The organism is Shewanella carassii, assembly GCF_002777975.1.
In the GTDB taxonomy this organism is placed as follows: Bacteria; Pseudomonadota; Gammaproteobacteria; order Enterobacterales; family Shewanellaceae; genus Shewanella; species Shewanella carassii.
Genome location: NZ_NGVS01000029.1, coordinates 61,409 through 81,388, shown reverse-complemented (window position 1 = coordinate 81,388; position 19,980 = coordinate 61,409). Strand labels below are relative to the sequence as shown.

Below are 19,980 nucleotides of genomic sequence, written 5' to 3'. Positions count from 1 at the left end.
GCGAGGCAGTGATAGGTCTTCATAAACACTGGTACACAAGTCCGGAAATAACAAGTTGGTCACTGCGTTTTAATGAGAGGTGGATAGAAGTTTGCCGGAGTGGAGTTAATAGCAAAGGTATGGTGTCTTTGGTGGTCGTAAGTCGATAGTTAGTGAGGTGCCCAACGCATCAATTCGTGAGTCTCGGTAACATCCTGGGTAACAAAACCTTGGTTTAAGTACAGTTTTTTCGCTTGCGGATTGTCCTTGGCGACCATCAGGGACACCGCCAGTTGGTTTAGCTGGGCCAGAGATTGAATGGCGTTCAGCAATTCGCTGCCCAGGCCTTGTCCCCGATACTCAGGTAACAAAGCCATATCCAGAATATGCAGTGCTTCAGTACCTGTGTTTAGGGTGAGTATTCCTGCCGCTTGCTCTTGCACCCGGAGTATTTGGGTAATGGCATTGGGATAGTGATTCTGGAACCAGGCTTGTTGCAGCTGAAACTGTTGTAACAACAGCACCTGAGCCATCTCCTCGGGTAGGCCCAGGTGCAGAAAATAACAGCGGCAGGAGTTGAAGACTTTTTGGATAAAAGCTGTGTCGGCGGCCGTGGCCATTGAGGCCGACAATGGGGACTGAGGTGTGAATTCAAGCATCATAGTTTGCTCATCCTTGAGTCATGAGGTTGCTGACCAGAGGATAGCCTGGAGCAGGTGTCCGATTTTTGCAAATAGCGGCGGCTTATTGCACATTAGGGGTTCTTCAATGGCATCTGAGTTGGAAAGTGCATGCAGCTGTGGCAGATATTGGCGACATTCCTGTTGTTGGGCGCCCTGAGTGGCTGTTCCGGTCGTCCCGATCCTGTTTCCGCTCCGGCTACAGTGGCTAAGCCCCAAGTGGGCACTGAGTCCGAAGCCAAGCGCTCTGAGCAAGCGCCCTTGTCACAGCAGCGGCTGCTGACGATGCAGCGAGAATGGCATGGGGTTCCCTATCGTTTGGGAGGCATGAGCAAGCGAGGTGTCGACTGTTCGGGCTTTGTCAGCCTGACTTACCGGCGATTGAGCGACATCATGCTGCCGCGCACCGTGGATGAACAGCGCAAGCTGGGGTTTGCGGTCAAGAAAAGTCAGCTCAAGGTGGGCGATCTCCTGTTCTTCAAGACTGGCTGGAGTAGCCGCCATGTGGGGATCTACATAGGTAACAATGAGTTTATGCACGCCTCTACCAGTCAGGGGGTGATGATCTCATCGCTGGATAACAGCTACTGGAAGCAAAAGTATTGGCAGGCCAGGCGCCTGCTCTAGTGTCGGGAGAAGGGAGATGGATAGCCTGTTACTCGCCAAAATAGCTACCGCCATCATAGCCGTGGTGGGCCTGTCGCTGGTGGCCGAGCGGGTCAGCCCCAGAGTGGCGGGTATTTTGTCCGGCTATCCGCTTGGTACGGCTATCGCACTGTTTTTTATCGGCATTGAATTGGGTGAGCCCTTTGCTGCCGCCAGTGCCACCGCGGCCTTGTCCGGTTTTATCGCTTCGTTGCTGCTGATTTGTGGTTATGCCCTGGGTATTCGTCTCGGCGGCGAGCGGCCACTGCCGTTAGTCGCACTGCTGGGTTCAGGGCTGGGATTGCTGGCCTTTGGCCTCAGTGGCTATCTTCTGAGTCTGTTGAATCTTAATCTCCTCGGTGGAAGCCTGGCGCTGCTGCTGGCGATTGTGCTTGTGGGTTTGGTGCTTGCCAAAATACCGGACGCTACAGTAGCCAAGCCCGTTCGACTCAGCCCACTGGTATTGCTGCTTAGGGCTGCGGCGGCCGCCATGATAGTGCTGTTGGTCACGGCGGCTGCCAAACTGCTGACGCCGGCTCAGGCCGGTATTCTGGCCGCCTTCCCCATTACGCTTTATCCGTTTTTGTTGATCATTCATCTGGCCTATGGTGCGCCGCAGGCACAAACCATTATCAAGCATTATCCCAGAGGCCTGGGGTCACTCATGTGTTATGTGATTGCGGTGAGCTGGCTCTATCCGCTGCTCGGCATTGCCTGGGGAACTGTGCTGGCGTTTGTGGTGGCGACCCTGTATCTGTTGGCGTTGAGCGCCTGGCACCGCTTGAAAACCAAGCCACTTGAGACTCCCGCCCCCGAGACGACAAAATGCTCCCGCTGATGGGGGCAGCAAAGCCTAATTGTGGTATGTTAGGCGCCACTGCAACACAAGTATTTTTGCCAAGGGGAACAGCATGGCCAAAGCCAAAATCGGGATAGTAACCGTTAGTGACCGTGCCAGCGCCGGAGTCTATGAAGACATTTCCGGTAAGGCGATCATAGAGACTCTCAATGCTTATCTCACCAGTGAGTGGGAAAGTGTTTATGAAGTGATCCCGGACGAGAGGGCGGTGATTGAAGCCACCCTCAAGCGGATGGCCGATGAAGACGGCTGTTGTCTGGTGGTGACCACAGGGGGCACAGGGCCAGCCAAGCGCGATGTTACGCCCGAGGCGACCGAAGCCGTGTGCGATCGTATGATGCCTGGCTTTGGCGAGCTGATGCGCGCCGAGTCACTCAAGTTTGTTCCGACAGCGATTTTGTCACGGCAAACCGCCGGGTTGAGAGATGACACCCTGATAGTCAACTTACCGGGTAAGCCCAAGTCGATTCGTGAGTGCCTGGATGCGGTATTCCCGGCGATTCCTTACTGTATCGATTTGATGGAAGGCCCCTTCCTCGAATGTGACGAGACAGTGATCAAGCCATTTCGTCCCAAGGCGAAATAAGCCAACCCGGTTTTTACCCGGCCGATACCCTTGGGTTTCGGGGGACGGGTTTCGGGGTTTCGGCAATCGAAAGGCAAGCCAATATTGAATCTCGGCTTGCCTTTTCTTTTGCGGCTTGGGAGGGAATCAGAGGCCGAACACCACCTTTTCGCTCTTGAGTGAGCGTTCCAGTCCCAGCACCAGGGCGGCGGCGATGGCCAACGTCAGCAAGCTGGATACCAATAGCTGCAGCAGCGGCAACTCCTTACCCTTGATAAAAGCCATCAGTGCCTGTTGCTGCCCCGAGACCGGCAACCACTGCAAGGTGTCCGGCGCTATGTCGTAGCTGGCGGTCATTGCCAGGGCCAAGGGCACGAACAGTACTATGGTCAGATAGGACTGGGCTTCCTTGAAGGTCTTGGCCAGGAAGGACACAAACAGCTGCATGCTGGCGGCCAGCAGGGCGACCGGCAAGCCTATCAACAGCATCAGGGCAATAAACTCGGCGCTGATACTGATGCTGAAGCCTAGCTCCTGCCAGGGCACCATGGGATAGGCAAACTTGGAGATCAGCAAAATCAGCATCAAGCCCAGCATGGCAAACACAGTTACCGCCAACAGCTTGGAGATCACCAATTGCCTCGGAGTGACAGGGTGACTCAGTAGCAGCGCCAATGAGTTGCGTTCACGTTCGCCGGCACTGGTATCTATCGCCAGATTCATCCCGGAAATAAATACCGAGTAGATCATGGTGAAAATGGCGATCCCGAGGATCATTCCGCCCTTGGAGTCTGGCGTGGCCTGATCCTGCAATTGCACCTTAATCGGCTGCATTATCCTGGGATCTATACCGCGGGCCAGTAGGCGCAGGCTGCCCATTTCGGAGGAATAACCCTGCAGCGCCCGCTCCAGACGGCGAATCGATTTCTGCAGCTTTTCATCCGAGTTGTCGGCTATCAGGATCACCTCGGCCCTTTCGCCTTTGGCCATCTGCGCCCGATATTGCTCGCTTATCTGCAGTATCAGAGCGCCTGCCTGCTCGCCGCTGTCCTGATTGATCCCCTTCTGGCCGAGATAGCGCACCAGATCCGGCGCCTGTTCGGCGTTGTCTATGCGAATTTGCAGATCATCCGGGCTGGAGAGCTGACCAATCAGCACCACAAACAGACCGCACATGATCAACGGCGTGCCTATGGCATAGTAGAGACCTGCCATTACAGAACGCTTGTCGCGGGCGGCATCCAGCAGTTCCTTGCGAACCAGTGTCAAGAGTCGACTCATCATGCGGCTATCCCCTCATCCGTGCCTATCAGTTGTATAAAGGCATCTTCCAATGACTCCTTACCGGTTTGACGGCATAGATCGGCCGGGCTGCCAACGGCCACCACGCGTCCCTGGGTCATGACTATCACCTTGTCACAGAGGGCGGCGACCTCCTGCATCACATGGCTGGAGAACAACACACAGTGGCCCTGGCGTTTGAGATCCAACAGCAGCTCCCGCAGAACCCGGGTGCTCATCACATCCAGCCCGCGGGTGGGTTCGTCGAGAATAATATTGGTAGGTTGATGCACTATGGCCTGAGCCAGTGCCGTCTTCATCCGCTGCCCCTGGGAAAAGCCCTTGCAGTGGCGGTCGGCAATATCGTCCATCTTGAGTTTGCCGAGCACATCGGCGGTTGCCTGCTTGGCGGCCTTACTCGGCATGCCGCTGAGTTCGGCGAAGAAACGAATATATTCCCTCGGACTCAGGCGTTCATAGAGGCCGAAGGGATCCGGAAACAACCCCAGTTGCTGCTTGGCCGCCAGCGGATTGCGACCGACATCTATGCCGTCGACTTCGGCTATGCCTTCGTCCGGTTTCAACAGGCCAAACACAGTGCGCAGGCAGGTAGTCTTGCCTGCGCCATTGGGGCCGAGCAGGCCGGTAATCATGCCATCTTCGGCGCTGAAACTCAGGCCATCCAGGGCTTGAACCTTGCCAATGCGCTTACTCAGATTGGTCACCTTGATCATTTTGTTCCTCCTGGAATGGCTTCCACTGTGCTGGCGTTGAGATAGAAACTGCGACGCACATCTTTGTTGAGACACTCGCCATCCAACTTGTCCGGCGCCGTGCCCTTGACCAGCTCGGCGATCAACTCATTGGCGCAGGACTGGGCGGCAACACCATGGGTGGCATAGGGGGAGATCAAGTGTCTGGCGTTGCTCAACTGGGCCATGGCCAGCTCGCCCCAGGAAGGCGGCGTGGCGGGGTCCTTGGCTCCGGAAAGCAGCAGGGTGGGGATATCGCTGGTTATCGGCTCGGCAAAGGTGGCCGCCGCGGCAGGGACATTCCAGATGGGGCAGCTTCTGTCGAGGCTGCTGAGCATCTCTTTGCCTATGACGCTGGCCTCGGCCTGTTGGCGCTCGGCGGCGGTCAATCTGGGCCAATCTTCACCGCAAACCACTGCGGCGTGCATGCCCATGGCGATACCTGTGCTATCGACACTGAGAGCCATCAGCCCCAGCAGAGGTTGATATTCCTCCATGGCCGCCCGGTGGATGGCGTAGGGCAGCAAGGCTCTGACCGAGGGGCTGTAGAGCGCCATTCTCAGGCTGCCGAGCAGCTTGCTACGGGTCAGGGTCAGCATGGCGATATCGCCGGTTACCGGATGAGGCACCTTCTTCATCACCGCATGTTGCCCCAGGCGCTCGGCCAGTTGGTTCAGTTCCTGACGCAACTGTGGGTAGGTTTGAGCGCACAAAGCGTCCTGCTCACAATCGCTCAGCAGCAGATCCTGGGCCCGGCTAATGGCGGCACCTATGGCCAGCACACTCTGCTGCATAGGCACGACGCCATCCAGGGTCACTGTCTTGAGTGCCTCGGGATAGTGGCGCATATAGAGCTGAGCCATGCGGCTGCCGTAGGAGATGCCATAAAGGTGCAGTTTCTGATAACCCAGATGCCGGCGAACTGCCTCGAAGTCGTGCAATGCCTGCTCGCTACCGTATTGGCTGATATCGGCATCCAACTTGCTCAGGCAGTTGCGGGTTTCCTGTTCGACATCGAGCGCTTCGTCGTTATAGGCCAGGGTTTGTTCAAGATCCAACGCCGCACACTCAAGGGCGTTGGACTGGCCGGTGCCGCGCTGATCTATCAGCAATATGTCCCGGTTTTGACGCACTTTGCTTAAGATCAGGTTGAAGGTTGCGGCATTTTCGATGGCCGACTGTCCCGGCCCACCAGCGATGGCTAGTACGGCTTCATCGGGAGCGGTATTTTTGATGGCCGGCAAGACGGCATAGTGGATTGCCAACTGGCGGCCATCGGGTTTTTGCGGATCCTCCGCGACTCGAATTGTGCCGCAACGCAGACGCTCAGATAGACCGTCGATATAACAGCCCGTGCTTTCGGAAGCTGTCTGTGCCTGACTCAGCGGCGTCCAACAGAGCCCCAGTGCCAACAACAGCATGCTGGTTACGGCAGGCCAGTATTGTTGGCCAAAGTTCCTTTGCTTCATGCTTGTGTCCCTTTTTGGCATTCCTGCCGGATTGTGTTAGTTTAATTACTGTATCAATGTATTAATACAGTGTTTCAAGGCTAATGTTAGAACTATTGAATGTCAACCCCAGCAGCGGCGACCCCATCTACCGCCAATTGAGCGAGCAGATTATTCATCTGATCGTCGGCGGTCAGCTGCCCGAGGAAACCGTATTGCCCTCGGTGCGGCAGATGGCTGAGCATCTGGCTGTAAACCCCATGACAGTTTCCAGGGCGGTGCAGCAGTTGGTGGAGCAGTGATGGCTGGAGCGGCGACGCGGCCAGGCAACCCGGGTAGCCCTGCGTCAGGCTCATCAGAGTCTATCGGCCGAGGCCATAATAACGCCGCAGCTTGAAGACTTGTTGGTGACGGCGCAACAGTTGGGGTTGTCGCAGCAGGGGCTGCAGCAGCTGGTAGTCAAATATTGGCCCCAAACCAAGGAATAACAGGGAAAAAGTATGGAACAGCCAGCCGGGTCATTATTGTGTTTCACTAAGGTCGACAAGAGCTTCGACGGCAAATCTGTTTTAACCGCGGTAGATCTGCAGTTGGAGCCAGGGATGGTGGTAGGGCTGCTTGGTGCCAATGGCGCCGGTAAATCGACCCTGATGCGTATTGCGCTTGGGATCATTCCCTGTGACAGTGGCCTGGTGACGACTCTGGGACAGGCGCCGCAGCAGCTGGATTCAGGCCGTAAGCAGCGTTTGGGCTATGTGCCGCAGCAGCCCTTCGGTTATGAGGGGTTCAGTGTCGAGCGGGCGCTGGCCATGCACAGCAGTTTCTATCCTCAGTGGGACATGGAGTTGCAGCAACAATGGTTGCAGCGTTTCGGTCTGGATCTCAAAGCTCAGGTGCAACGGCTTTCAGGGGGACAACGTCAGTCTCTGGCGCTCATTATGGCAATGGCCTATCGACCTCAGTTGCTGGTGTTGGATGAGCCTGTGGCCAGTCTGGATCCCGTTGCCAGACGTCGTTTTATGGCTGATCTGTTCGAGCTGGCGTTGGAATCAGGTTCCGCCGTACTGTTTTCATCACATATCACTTCAGATCTGGAACGGGTCGCCAGTCATCTGGCGTTGCTGAAAGCAGGGGAATTACTGCTGTTTAAGGAGATAGATGCGCTCAGGGAGGAGGTGCGTTTGCTGAAGTTCGCTGCAGACAGTGACATCCAGTTGCCTGAATCCATGCGGCTGTTGGCGACAACCCGTGCCGGCTGTGTGGTGGATGGTTATCGGGGGCAGGCCTTGCCCGGCATGATAGATGCCCGCAGCCTGAATCTGGAGCAGCTGTTTATGGAGCTGCATCCATGAGGCTGGCTTTTTTCCCTGCCTTATGGCTTAAAGATATCGGCAGTGTCAGCTTCCTGATAACGGCCGGACTGGGCTTGTTTTTGGCCCTGGTGATACAGTTGAGTGGGGATAGCGACAAGACCGGGATGCTCCAGGCAATGGCAATTCTTTCTGGATGTGCCGCCTTTGCCTGGCAATCCAATCGTCTGGCCGCCTGTGAATGGCTGGTATTGGTGCCGGGTTTTAAAAAGGCGCTACTGCTGCAGGCCACAGTGCTGGCGATACTGGTTCAGCTTATTTGTTTGGCGATTTCACCTGCGAATTTGGCTATTCAAGGTGTTGCCTGGAGTCTGGGGCTGGCGTTTGTACTGGCATGTTTGCGCTATCCCAAGTGTTTTTACTGGTCGGTACTGCTGTTCTTGGTCTTGCCAATCAGCGAGTCCATTGCCCGTCTGTTACCCGCCTGGAGCTGGTGGTTGGCAACGACAGTGTTATTGGTCATGCTCGCCAGACAGTTACGCTTGCTTTGCTGGCACCCACAGGCGCGTAGCATCTATCTCAATGGGCTGGAGGCGGGTTGGGTTTTAGGCCCAAGGCTGGGGATATGGCAGCCGCTGCTGAGGTTGGAAGCCTGGCTGCATCCGGTCAATTTTTTCATCGGCCCCACCTTGAGCTGGTTGCTGATCCTGCTGCCGGGCAGCAGTCTGCTGTTGATACTTGTTAATTTAGGTTGGCATAAACAATTGCCGGTGATTTATATCGCCGGCCAGTTAGCCATGCTCATCTGCTTCCTGGTGCACTGGAGTCGGCTGCAACGCTGGCGAGGGGCTGAGTTATTGCTGTTGCTGCCCGGGCATACTGGACTTGCTGGGTTGACGGCCGCATTTGCCCGCGGCCAAACCCGATTGCTGGCGTTGTTGGGGCTGATGTTAACCTTGATCCTGATGTTGGATTGGTTCGTCGGCGAAACCCAAGGCTTAGCTGGAGTGCACCAATTGCTGGCGGCTCTCTGGGGCTCGGCGCTGCTCCTGGCGCTGGGAAGTATCAGCCACCAGAAAGGCTATCTGGCTGGCGTCATGCTGCTGTTTATTGTCAATTCTACTTGGAGTTCCGGCCTGGCACGGGGGTTACAACAAGGTTCGGGCAGCGTTGTTTGGCTGAGCCTTGACCTGATTATGCTGGTATTGGCGCTAGTAGTGTTTCATCGTTGTAGCCGTAGATTATGGCGTACAGGAGTCGTTGAACCTTGATACCACAACTGGTCTGATCTCTATGGGGGAAGCGTGATACTGTACGAAACTAGAGCAAAAGCTCTTATGTTTACTTGAGCCTTGGGGTAGAATCGCAAAAAGCGGAACAGCTGTAAGCTAAAAAGGTAAACTGAGTTATGTCTCTAGAGCAGTACAGAATCACCCATCTCTTGCGTCAGCAGCTTGAAGCGCGTGCAGAGCATATCGCCCTGGAAGGCTTCGAAATGGCTGCGCCTTGGGATAAGGTCAGCTGGAATGAATTTAATCGTATCAGTGCTGCTATTGCCGGAACTCTGATCGCCAACGGCTTTGAAGTTCAGGATCGCGCCGTGATCTTGTCCCACAACTGCCCGCAATGGACCTGCGTGGATGTCGGTGTCGTCCGCGCCCGCGGTGTCGTGGTGCCGGTTTATCCTACTTCCACCCTGGAACAAGCCGCCTATATCATCAATGATGCCGGTGCCAAGCTGTTGTTTGTCGCCAATCAGGCTCAGTATGAATTGGCCTGCGAACTGGAATCCTTGTGCCCGACGCTGGCAAACGTGGTGGTGTTCGATAAGCAAGTTGCCCTCAAGCAACCTCATCACCAACATCTGGATACCCTGCTTGAACAGACAGTATCCGAAGAGGCTCGCGCCGAGCTGGATGCTAGAGAGCAGAGTGCCACGCTGGACGATCTGCTGACTCTGATCTACACCTCTGGCACTACAGGTGAACCCAAGGGGGTGATGCTGGATCAGCGCAATTTCGCTTCGGCCATGCGTCAACATTTTCAACTGATCCCTTTTGACGCGGATCAGGTTTCCCTGGTGTTTCTGCCGCTGAGCCACGTCTATGAGCGCGGTTGGACCTTCTATGTACTCAGTCGTGGTGGGCGGAATGTCTATCTTACTGACACCCATAGAGTGAAAGAAGCCATTGCCGCCGTGCGTCCTCATACCCTGTGTGTGGTGCCCAGATTTCTGGAGAAGGTATACAGCGCAGTGCAGGACAAGGTCGGGCGTGCCTCTGCCACCCGTCGTAAACTGTTTGCCTGGGCGTTGGCTGTGGGCGAGCGTCAATTTGAAGTGCGTCAGGGGCGCGCCCAACCCAGCGCTTGGTTGTCGTTGCAATGGCGCCTGGCCGACAAACTGGTCTATGGCAAACTCAGGGCGGCTCTCGGCGGTCGTCTGCGGTTGATGCCCTGCGGTGGTGCGGCTTTGGATGCCAAGGTCGCGGCGTTTTTCTCGGCCATCAATCTGCCGGTGCTTTGTGGTTACGGCATGACTGAAACCACGGCAACAGTTACCTGTAATACATTGGAGAGCATAGTGACGGGCTCCAATGGTCGTTGTATGCCCGAAGTGGAAATTCGTCTCGGGGCCGAGAACGAGATTTTGGTTCGCGGCGATACCGTGATGCGTGGTTATTTCAACCGGCCCGAAGATACCGCCGAGGCCTTCGAAGATGGTTGGCTCAAGACTGGAGATGCCGGTTACCTGGATGAACAGGGCAATCTGTTTATCACCGACAGGATCAAAGAGTTGATGAAGACCTCTAACGGTAAATACATTGCGCCGCAACGGGTTGAAGGTAAAGTAGGCTGCTGCCCCTTCATCGAACAGGTGGCGGTAATCGCCGATGCCCGTAACTATGTGACGGCGCTAATCGTTCCAGCCTTTGAAGCCTTGGAAGCCTGGGCTAAAGAGAAGGGACTCAGTTATGATTCCCCCATGGAGCTGATACGTCATAGCCATGTGGTTGAGCACTTTGAAGAGCGTTTGAAACAGTTACAGCAGGAGCTGGCGGGTTTTGAACAGATCAAGAAGTTTACCTTGTTGCCGGAAGCCTTCTCTATGGAGGCGGGTTTGATTACCCCGACACTCAAGCTCAGACGCAAGATGATCTATCACAAATATTCCCGCGAAATTAACGCCATGTATGGTGGTTAATTCTGAAAAAGGCTGCCTGGGCAGCCTTTTTTAATGTCCTGATTCCTTTAGATTTAATCTTGGCTGTTGTAGTATTGGCGCCCAAACTTGGCCCGGTTGCCAAGGTTATTTCTCAAGGAAGCAGTATATGGAACGACTATTCCAACCAAGCTTGCTCACAGGCTTGTTCCTCCTGATATTCTCATCGTTTTCTTCAGCCTCTGAATTGGCTCACGGCCCTTTGACACTGCCGGCAGGAGACAATGAGCAGTTGTCTTTCTTCCGGGATGGCGAGCAGCTGCTGGCCCAGATAAAGGGTGACAATGACAGTGAAACACTGGACAGCTTCCCGGCAGCGACTCAGGTGGTCGCCGTGTTCTATCAGGATCTCGATGGTGATGAACAGCGCGAAGTGCTGGTGATGCTCAAGAGCGGCTCAGAACTTTCCATCAGGGGATATGGCCGGGACTACAGCAATTGGCAGTGGCTGCAGCGCCTGCAGCCTAGGCTTGACCGGCTGACACCTTCCCTCAAACACTTCACCGTGGCCGAAGTGCGTAAACAGTTGAAGCGCTGGCCGCCGCAACAATACTTGATGACTTACGACATTGACGCCACTGATGACGCCAATATCAGGGCCTTGCTACAAGGCACACTGGAGAGTGACGGGCAACTCTTGGGTTACCGGGATGAAGAGGGGCAAGTGGTGATGCGTGCCGAGCAGGCGTACTCCTATCGGCTCAAGTATCCCGTCAGTATTAAAGAGGGACAGACAGCATTCTTCCTGACCGCCAGCTTGGAGCGGCTCAGCTTTGGTATTGGTGAAGCGGAAGGCTTTATGGTGACCGAAGTGGCTTATCAGCGCGATGATATCGAGGGGGAGGCTGGTCGCAGTGGCCCGCTGCTGGGGTTTACTCCTTCCGGTAGTACCTGGGGCAGCGTGACACTGAGCGCCCATTATCAAGGTGGTAAGCTGCATGGTAGTTGGGCCAGTTACAATCCGCGTAATGGCCGTATCAACGCCGCTGGTGACTATCAAAATGGTTTGCAGCAGGGCGAGTGGATAGAGGCTGACTTCGATGCCAGGTTCTGGCGGGGGCAGTATGTTGACGGCAAGCAACAGGGCCTGTGGAAGCTGGAATCTGACTATGACGAAACCCTGTCGCTGGGGTTTGCGAACTACAAAGATGGCTTATTGCATGGTGAATACGAGGAGCTTCTGGCCGATTTTGGCAGTGACGCCAACCCGACACCCACAAAAATCTGGCTCAAGGGCGTGTACCTTGACAACAAACGCCATGGCTCCTGGATTGAAGATGGCAACAGGGTGACTTATGACCACGGCTTGAAAGATGGCCTCTGGGTTGAGATGGATGGCGAATCTGAGCTGCGGACCCATTACCATCAAGGCAAGAAACAGGGGCTACAGCAGCGACTGGATAACAGTGGCAAACTGTTGCTGGAAGAAAATTATCTTGCCGATCAGCTTGATGGCCAGAGCCGTTACTTCTATGCCAATGGTCAGTTGAAAAAGCTGGCGCAGTTCAAGCAGGGTAAGCGAGACGGCCAACAGCTGTATTTCCATGAAAATGGTCAACTGAGCCGTTTGTATGATTATCAGGCCTACCAAGATAAAGAGGGTCGTTGGTATGAGATCCTTCAGGGACAGGTTCTGCGATACAGCGAGCAGGGGCAACTGCTGGAGGTGCAGCAGTATCGTGATGCTCGCGCCGAAGGGCGCTGGTATCGCTTCGATAAACAGGGGCAACTGGAGCGCCTGCAAAACTTCAGTCAAGGGTTGGATCAGGGAATGCAGGCCAGTTTCAGTCCTCATGGGATCTCCTCTTTTCGAACCACAGAAAAAGGGATATCCATAGGCGATGGCTATCGTTTTCACCGCAACGGCCAGTTGCAGGAGATCAACTTCTATTGCGATTATGACGGCGCGGCAACCACCAATAACTTGTGCGGTTGGCAACACAGCTTCTATGAAGATGGTCAGGATGCTTGCTTCAGACGCCTCAGCTACGGTTATGAACAGGAATATATCTGTTATGACCGGGAGGGACGGCTGCTCAAGAGCCAGGAGCTAACGGCGGCCAACAAGATGGTTGAACGCCGTTACATCAATGGCAAGCTCCATAAGGAGGAGCCGAGGATCTCTGTATACAACCGGATGATCAATGGTGAACAGGTTTACAACTTCAATGGTGCCCGTTTCGATGGCGTGGTCATCGGCATCTATCACGATGGCCGCTATGAAACCCTGTATCGGGACGGCAAGAAAATTTGCGGCAAACAGTTTGACCCTCAAGGTAAGCTGAAGCCCGGCAAAGACAAGTGCGAGTTTTAATCAACAATAATAACAATAGGATACCCTATGGAAGCGTTAAGCCTGGATATTCAACCCAGATTCAATGAAACCGATGGCCTGGGCCATATCAATAACACTGTGCTGCCCGTGTGGTTTGAAGCCGCCAGAGAGCCTGTGTTCGAAATCTTTAACCCAGGTCTGGATCTGACCAACTGGAACCTGATTGTGGCCGGATTCACCATCGCCTTTAAGGCGCCCACCTATTACGGTAAGAAAGTCAGAGTATTGACCTCGGTCAGCCGCATAGGCAACAGCTCGTTCGAAGTATTGCAACAGAGTTGGCAGGGAGAGCTGCTGACCGCCGAAGCCAAGACCACCCTGGTGCACTACGACTACAGCTGTGAGCAGAGTCGACCTATTCCTGATGAGATCCGCCAGCGTCTGCAGCCTTTGCTACGGGAGTGAGTCGGCGTTTTCCAAGTACAGATTAAGCCAGCGTCTTCTACGTTGGCCTATTCTGGCTGCGGTATTGGTGAGGTGTTTGGTTAAAGAGTCCTTTGAGGGAACAAGTAAGGAAGAGTCGAACTGATACCCCGGAAGAGATCCGCCAGCGTCTGCTGCCTTTGCTGCGGAAGTGAGCCCGGCGCCGCTATCACCGGGAGTTAGTTTTAAGCTCAGCGTCCCTCAAGAGGAACGCTCAAGCGCTTTGCTAAGAATGATTGCCGAAGCGTTGGAAATACTGCTGTTGGTCGAGCAGTTGCAGTTTATCGACCACTTGCTCACGTATATCCTCCAGCTCTGGTTTGCCAAGCCAAGTAAACCAGATATCCAACCAGCGTAAGTACTGCTGTTGTCTTTGCTGTGGGGTCGCTGATGGCAAAATATCGGCAAAGTCGGCGGCGTCTTCGTCATCACTGTCGAGTAGCTCGTTGGCCATTTCATAAGTCAGTAACCAAAAGTCATGGATTATCTGTTGGTTGGATTCAACCCAAACGCAGTAATCCACTATATGCTGATGTAACAGAGGGGCATGGGCCTGACTGGCGGCGAGTATCTCCAGCGGCCGTTGTGCCTCCAGAGCCTGAGGGTGACTGCCATCTTGCAGATATTGCCACAAGGCTTCTCCCTGGGGTTGCGCTAATACCAGAGGCTTGAATTGGCGTAGCATCTGTCCGGGGCGATAATCCTCATTGTCGTCGGCATCTTGCTGCCACCCCTCGGCCGGGCAAGCCAGAGGGCCATCTGCCTGGCGTTCAAGTGATGCGCGTAGCGTATCTATTTCATCTTTGAGCCGAGCCTGAATAAAGTGGCTCTGTAATAGCGTCTCCAGACCTTCACTCTCCTGGACGTCAAACCAGTCGATAGCGGCAGGGAACATGCTGATAAAAAAGAGTTGCACCGGATCGTCAGTCTCCGTTGTGCGCCACTCGGTTGCCAGCAGTTTGGGACAACTCAGTAAACGTTCACTCAGCAGTTGTTTGAATTGGAGATATCGCTGCGGATTTTGCTTGAGGAAGTCGGCCAGAGCCTGATGGCTTTGTATGCCGGTTTCATCCGAGTAGAAAAAGCCCTGGCGCAAACGGTCACTGTCACACCAGACAAAGGCTCGCAACATCTCCTCACTCCAGCCATTGAGGTTGAGCAGCCTCGCCATGAATTGCTCATAACCATTGCTGTCTTCATTATCCCAGTTGGCAACCAGAAAGTGCGCCAACCGCCAGGCCTGTTCAGGGGCTCGCCGAGCCAGCAGGAATAGGGCCTCAACGCCAAAGATCCGGGTTTCATCCAACCACATGTTGTACACATCGTTGTGCCAACGGGCGAAGGCTATCATGGCATCGGCGGTGGCCAGCAGTTCGGGGGTCAGGTGAGGGTGTTGCATGGCAATAGCGAACAGCAAAGGTTCAGAGAGGTAGAGGTCACACTCGTCACTGATGAGTGGCGGCAGCGTGAATACTTCGCCATCCGGGCCCAGACTCAGGGCTTCCTGCAGCAGGCTGCGCAGTCCTGAATCTTGCAGATCATCGATCTGCAGGCGGCGGTTGCCGCTGTCTGTCGCGGCGACAAATTCGATATCGAACATCCCTTTACGCAGAATAGTGCTTTGCTGTAATTGATGTCGGTATTGAGTCAGGGCTTGCGCTATGGAGAGGGGATCTTGGGGATCCAGCGGGATAAGTGTGTGCTTTTTAAATGACTGCATCTTCCTGACTCAGTTACTGTGCGGGCTAGACCCTTGAAATAGTGGCGGCGATGATAACAAGCCTGTTTGCCGGATACATGCTCTCATATTCAGAAGTTTGAAGGGGAGCGGCAGAGACCATTCGATGCAGAGTCTCTGCGCGCCCTTCACTGTTTACCATGGGTGACAGTTAGACTAGTCCTGCCATGGCATCTCTGACCCGGCGGGAGCCATCGTTGGCCAGCGCCGAGAGCAACTCGGCCGCGTCGGGATAGTCGCCTTCCAGGCAATCGATCAGCTCGATTTTCTCATTGACAGTCAACTGAGTAATAAGGGGCGTCAGCGTGCCGTTTCTCAGTTGAGCGACTAGCCAGTCACAGGGAGCCTCATATTCCCCCTTGCCGAGGCAAAAACGCAGCAGTTTCATCGGCTCAAGCCGCAGCGGCTCCAAGGTTTGCAGCAGCCAGCTCAGCGCGGCTTCCTGCAGCTCATCGCTGTCCTGGTATCTCCTGTCTATGTATCGCGTTGCTGGCCAGTCGCCGCGCTGCACCTTGTTGGCCATAAAGGCCTGCAATAGTTGCTTATCGAACAGTTCAAACCCTAATTGGTAGCCAAGCAGGAGCTGCAGCAGTCGCTGTCGGGTTGGGGTGGGAAGCAGCCACAGGCACTGCTTGAGGTCATAACGCTCGAAGGATGAGTAGATACTCAGCTCATCAATGGCGAACAGGCGTTGCAGGCAGGCTTGCATGGCTGCCAGCGGCAGTTCATCACTCAGGTATGCTTGCAGTCGAGCATTGACCAAGGCGACCCTGACATCGACCGAGTACAGGGCCTTGAATGCAGCCAAGATCTCCTCGGCGCTGACACTCTCGTCAAACAGCAGCACCTCGCCCGCAACACCTTGGGGCATGCCCTCCGGCGGTATCGCTTGGGTCAGCAATAATGCCTGCAACTCTTCACCCTGACGCCGAAGCAGGCTGACGTTGAGCCAGTCATATCTGTCATCTTGGGCCTGCTCGCAAACCACAAGTTGCGGTGCGGCAACCACAGGCTGCGTTATGCCCCGCTCCAGCAACTGGCAGCGGCCATCAAAGTCTTGAGCCAGTACCCGCTGCCAACTCTTTAGGTTGTCGCGAATAAAATACTCGAGGCAGAGTGACCACTCCCGCTGCAGCTCGGGGTGTTGGATAAAGCCTTGTCCGGGGTATTGCAGCTCGAGCAGTTCGAAGGCATTGAGCTTCTCTCTATCCGGCAGTCGTCTCAGTGCCTGCAGCAGTGGATCTGCCTGGCTCGATGAGGCCTGGGCCAATGGGCTCAGCTGCGCTAGCGCGCGCAGTGTGTTATCGCCATCGCCGCTGCTCAGCGACAGTTGGAAGTCAAACACTGTCAGTAGGGCTTCACTGACGCCGAGTGATTGCATGCTGCTGACAAAGCCCAGGCGCTCGGTATCAGAGTCAAACTCAGGGTCGAAATTATCGTCACTGTAAGGCATGGCGGTATAATGCAAGAGCTTGAGTGGCGCTAGTTCCAGCAGCCATTGCCATAGGCGCCGGGCCAGTATGAGAGCCGGTGCCTGCGGCTCATTTGGCTGAGCCGAGGAGTGAGTGAAAGCCTGCTGCGAGGCCAGCAGGAAATAGCACAGCATGGCACCGCGGCGAAAACCGTCTTGTTTGTCGAACAATAGGTATTTGGGCTGGAAGTCACTGATGGGTTCCAGGGTCAATTGGCGGCCAACATCATCACGCCCTCTTCGATAGAGCTGGTCTTGTGCCAGCTGCAGCGCCTCAAGCTCACAAAGAGAGGGCTCGGGCCGACAGATAAACGCCTTGAGCGGCTTGGCACCGTCTGCGGCTTGCTTGAGTACTTGCCCGGCAAGCAGTTCCCAAGGACTATTAGCGTTTAATCTCTCGCTCAGCGCCTGGCTGGTGGCGTCATGGCACCCGGCCAGACAGTCCTGTTGCCAAAGGAAGGCCAGTAACACATAGTGGCCGAGCTCCATTTGGCTCAGCGGCCAGTTATCCGGGTTAGCAAGCTGGCGGTGTTGCCGGAATAAGGCCAGGGTCTTGTTCAACAAGGGGCGGTTGTAGACCTGGCGCTTGTCGTTCCATTGCTGCAGCAGTTTAGCCAGTTGCGCCTCGAGCAGCGCCTGCTCACTGGTGTCACTGAGGTTGCCGTAGCGCTGCAGATATTGGACATCATCGAGCAGTCCTTCATCGTCGACCAGGTTTTCGCGGATCTCTTCCAGCTCGGGTTTGCCAAGCCAAGCGAACCAGATATCCAGCAGGCGTAAATACTGCTGTTGCCTTTGCGGTAGACTCTTTGATGGTAAAATATCGGCAAAGGCTTCGACATCTTCTTCATCACCATAGAGCAGTTCATAACGGCTATCGCTGAGAATACTGCTCAGCTCTTCGGCAATATGTCGATTGGATTCTGCCGTAACGCAGTAGTCGACTATATAGTGATAGAGCCCCAGGGCTTTGGCCTTACAGGCGGGAATTAATGCTATTGGTTGCTGAGCCGCCAGCGCCTGGGGTTGGCTGCCATCATGCAGATATTGCCACAATGCCGCGCCTTGGGGTTGCGCCAGTACCAATGGCTTTAACTGACGCAGCAGCCTGCCCGGCCGCTCATCGTCCTCATCCTGATAGCTGCCTTCTTGTTCATCTGCGTCGGTTTCAACACTCTCGGTTATGCCGCATCTGTAACAGGCCAGCGCGCCACTGGCCTGGCTCTCTATGGCGGCGCGCAGGTCGCTTATCTCCTCTTCGAGGCTGGCGCGGATAAACTGGCTTTCAAGCAGGGTATCCAGCCCCTCGCTCTGTTCAACTTCAAACCAGGCAAACTCAATCGGGTACATGCTGACAAAGAAATGCAGCACGGCATCGACTCTGCCGAGTGGGCGGTCTTCGGCGGCGAGCAGTTTCGGGCTATTGAGTAAACGCTCGCTCAACAGCTGTTTGAACAGAGGATATTGCTGTGGATTTTGCTTGAGGAAGTCGGCCAGAGGCTGATGACTCTGAATGCCGGTTTCGCCGCTGTAGAAGAAGCCCTGGCGCAGATGGTCACTGTCGCACCAGACAAAGGCCCGCAGCATATCCGGGCTCCAGCCATTGAGCTCGAGCAGCCGTGCCATATATTGCTCATAGCCATTGCTGTAGACATTGTCCCAGGCGGGGATCAGAAAGCGTGCCAATAGCCAGGCCAGTTCGGGTGTGCGCCGGGCCAGCAGAAACAGGGCCTCGACCCCGAAAATGCGGCTGTCGTCCAGCCACATGCGCTGCAGATCATTGTGCCTGCGGGCGAAGGCTATCATGGCCTCGGCGGTTGCTAGCAGTTCGGCTGTCAGGCGAGAGTGTTGCATGGCAATGGCGAACAGCAAGGGTTCAGAGAGGTAGAGATCACACTCGTCACTGATGAGTGGCGGCAGCATGAACCCTTCGCCATCCGGTCCTAGGCTCAGGGCTTCCTGCAGTAGGGCGCGCAGTCCTGAGTCTTGCAGGTCGTCGATCTGCATACGGCGGTTGCCGCTGTCGGTCACGGCGACAAATTCAATATCGAACATGCCCTGGCGCAGAATAGTACCTTGCTGCAGTTGTTGCCGGTATTGAGCCAGTGCTTGGCTGATGGAGAGCGGATCCCGGGGATCCAGCGGGATAAGGGTGTGCTTTTTAAATGACTGCATCTTCCTGACTCAGTAACGGCTAAGGCCAAAGGCCTTTAAAGGGGGGAGAATGATAACAAAACTTGTTGCGGGTGCGGCTACGCAAGCGTGAAAACCTGCGCTGAGTCACCGCGGTTTACTGAATATTAACGAGAGGCGGCCAGGGCCTGACGTTCTGTTTGCTTTTGCTGTTTATAGTCCAGTGCTTCTTGGGGAACTGGACTGATTTTGCCGGTTTCCAGCCACTTCTTTAAGCGGCTGGCATCGGCCAGATGGCTCAGCTTGCCAAAGGCGTCCAGCACCACAAATGCGACTTCCCGCTTGGCCATTTGGGTCAGCATTACCAGACAGCGACCGGCGTCATCGGTATAACCTGTCTTGGAGAGAGAGATCTGCCAGTTTGGTTTATTTACCAGTCGGTTGGTGTTGTAAAACGCCAGATTATATCTGGGTTTACGAAACGCAACGCTGAGATTGGGCGCCGAGCTCAGCTCGCCTATCAAGGGATACTTTTTAGTCTCCTGCAACAGTTTGACCAGGTCTCTGGCGCTGGAGACATTCTGCTCCGATAGTCCTGTGGGTTCGACAAAGTGGCTGTCTGTCATCCCCAGCTCTGCCGCCTTGGCATTCATCGCTTGGATAAAGGCTTGATAGCCGCCGGGATAGTGATGTGCCAGGGTTGCGGCGGCGCGATTTTCAGAAGACATCAACGCCAGCGCCAGCGCTTCTTTGCGTTTCAGTTCACTGCCGATACGAAGCCTAGACACCACGTTTTGCATGATTTCGGCCTGACTAACATCCACGGTAATCCGCTCGTTGAGCGGCAACTTGGCATCGAGAGTGACTAAGGCCGTCATCAGTTTGGTGATCGAGGCGATGGGTTGCACCTGTTGCGGGTTATCGGAATAGAGGAGTTCCCCGGTTTCCAGATCCACTAGCATGGCGCTGGCCGAAGCCAGCTCCTGAATGCCTTTTTCTGCCTGTGGCCGCTCAGTTGCCCAAAGCGGAAAGCTGCAGCATATCAATATTAGTAAACCGGCAAATCTTCTCATCAGCTGAACTTTCCCCACAGTTATTTCGTAGGAATTTAGTATAAGTTCAAGGTAAATGACAACGATTT

15 protein-coding genes and 1 pseudogene are annotated in these 19,980 nt (G+C 54.9%); 9 read left to right on the top strand and 7 right to left on the bottom strand.

The genetic code is table 11. The annotated features are described in order from the left end of the window. Nucleotides 1–149: 149 nt before the first annotated feature. Nucleotides 150–641, bottom strand: coding sequence for a GNAT family N-acetyltransferase (locus CBE72_RS14480; protein WP_100144454.1), 492 nt, complete (start codon nt 639–641; stop codon nt 150–152). Nucleotides 642–770: 129 nt separating this feature from the next. On the opposite strand from CBE72_RS14480, the gene CBE72_RS14475 reads away from it, so the two are divergent. From CBE72_RS14475 to mog, 3 genes are all read left to right on the top strand, one after another. After that, on the top strand, nt 771–1,286 hold the full coding sequence (locus CBE72_RS14475) for an NlpC/P60 family protein (protein ID WP_100144452.1): 516 nt from the start codon (nt 771–773) through the stop codon (nt 1,284–1,286). A 16-nt stretch (nt 1,287–1,302) separates the two neighbouring features. After that, entirely contained in the window at nt 1,303–2,142 is an 840-nt protein-coding gene (locus CBE72_RS14470; protein ID WP_181317059.1) for a hypothetical protein, read from the top strand. A gap of 73 nt (nt 2,143–2,215) precedes the next feature. Beyond that, nucleotides 2,216–2,749: a molybdopterin adenylyltransferase gene (mog, locus tag CBE72_RS14465; RefSeq protein WP_025009110.1), complete on the top strand. Its 534-nt coding sequence runs from the start codon at nt 2,216–2,218 to the stop codon at nt 2,747–2,749. A 126-nt stretch (nt 2,750–2,875) separates the two neighbouring features. Here mog and CBE72_RS14460 read toward each other — a convergent pair whose 3' ends face one another. From CBE72_RS14460 to CBE72_RS14450, 3 genes are read right to left on the bottom strand one after another with little or no spacing between them, the layout of a single operon-like run. Then, nucleotides 2,876–4,012 carry an ABC transporter permease gene (locus tag CBE72_RS14460; RefSeq protein WP_372584299.1) on the bottom strand — a complete coding sequence of 379 codons (1,137 nt, stop codon included), beginning with the start codon at nt 4,010–4,012 and terminating at the stop codon, nt 2,876–2,878. Further along, a complete protein-coding gene (locus CBE72_RS14455; protein WP_028780402.1) occupies nt 4,009–4,743 on the bottom strand; it encodes an ABC transporter ATP-binding protein in 735 nt (244 codons plus the stop codon). The genes CBE72_RS14460 and CBE72_RS14455 overlap by 4 nt, the downstream gene beginning before the upstream one ends. Then, entirely contained in the window at nt 4,740–6,182 is a 1,443-nt protein-coding gene (locus CBE72_RS14450; protein WP_229672026.1) for an alpha/beta hydrolase, read from the bottom strand. Before CBE72_RS14450 ends, CBE72_RS14455 begins: the two co-directional genes overlap by 4 nt. Before the next feature lie 131 nt (nt 6,183–6,313). Between CBE72_RS14450 and CBE72_RS14445 the strand changes: the two are divergent. The 6 genes and pseudogenes from CBE72_RS14445 to CBE72_RS14420 all read left to right on the top strand — a co-directional run bounded on the left by CBE72_RS14445 (nt 6,314) and on the right by CBE72_RS14420 (nt 13,479). Continuing rightward, a pseudogene (locus CBE72_RS14445) lies at nt 6,314–6,697 on the top strand (GntR family transcriptional regulator). Nucleotides 6,698–6,709: 12 nt separating this feature from the next. After that, nucleotides 6,710–7,561: an ABC transporter ATP-binding protein gene (locus CBE72_RS14440; protein WP_100144449.1), complete on the top strand. Its 852-nt coding sequence runs from the start codon at nt 6,710–6,712 to the stop codon at nt 7,559–7,561. After that, nucleotides 7,558–8,790, top strand: a complete 1,233-nt coding sequence (locus CBE72_RS14435) for a hypothetical protein (RefSeq protein WP_100144447.1) — start codon at nt 7,558–7,560, stop codon at nt 8,788–8,790. Before CBE72_RS14440 ends, CBE72_RS14435 begins: the two co-directional genes overlap by 4 nt. A 137-nt stretch (nt 8,791–8,927) precedes the next feature. Then, nucleotides 8,928–10,721: an AMP-dependent synthetase/ligase gene (locus CBE72_RS14430; protein WP_100144445.1), complete on the top strand. Its 1,794-nt coding sequence runs from the start codon at nt 8,928–8,930 to the stop codon at nt 10,719–10,721. Between the two features lie 127 nt (nt 10,722–10,848). Next, nucleotides 10,849–13,053 carry a toxin-antitoxin system YwqK family antitoxin gene (locus CBE72_RS14425; RefSeq protein WP_100144443.1) on the top strand — a complete coding sequence of 735 codons (2,205 nt, stop codon included), beginning with the start codon at nt 10,849–10,851 and terminating at the stop codon, nt 13,051–13,053. Nucleotides 13,054–13,080: 27 nt separating this feature from the next. Beyond that, nucleotides 13,081–13,479, top strand: a complete 399-nt coding sequence (locus CBE72_RS14420; RefSeq protein ID WP_100144441.1) for an acyl-CoA thioesterase — start codon at nt 13,081–13,083, stop codon at nt 13,477–13,479. A 244-nt stretch (nt 13,480–13,723) separates the two neighbouring features. Here the strand turns inward: CBE72_RS14420 and CBE72_RS14415 are convergent, their stop codons facing one another. From CBE72_RS14415 to pbpG, 3 genes are all read right to left on the bottom strand, one after another. Further along, nucleotides 13,724–15,217, bottom strand: coding sequence for a hypothetical protein (locus CBE72_RS14415; protein ID WP_100144439.1), 1,494 nt, complete (start codon nt 15,215–15,217; stop codon nt 13,724–13,726). A gap of 169 nt (nt 15,218–15,386) precedes the next feature. Beyond that, a complete protein-coding gene (locus CBE72_RS14410; protein ID WP_100144437.1) occupies nt 15,387–18,881 on the bottom strand; it encodes a hypothetical protein in 3,495 nt (1,164 codons plus the stop codon). A 125-nt stretch (nt 18,882–19,006) separates the two neighbouring features. Continuing rightward, nucleotides 19,007–19,912, bottom strand: a complete 906-nt coding sequence (pbpG, locus tag CBE72_RS14405) for a D-alanyl-D-alanine endopeptidase (protein WP_100144435.1) — start codon at nt 19,910–19,912, stop codon at nt 19,007–19,009. Nucleotides 19,913–19,980: the final 68 nt, after the last annotated feature.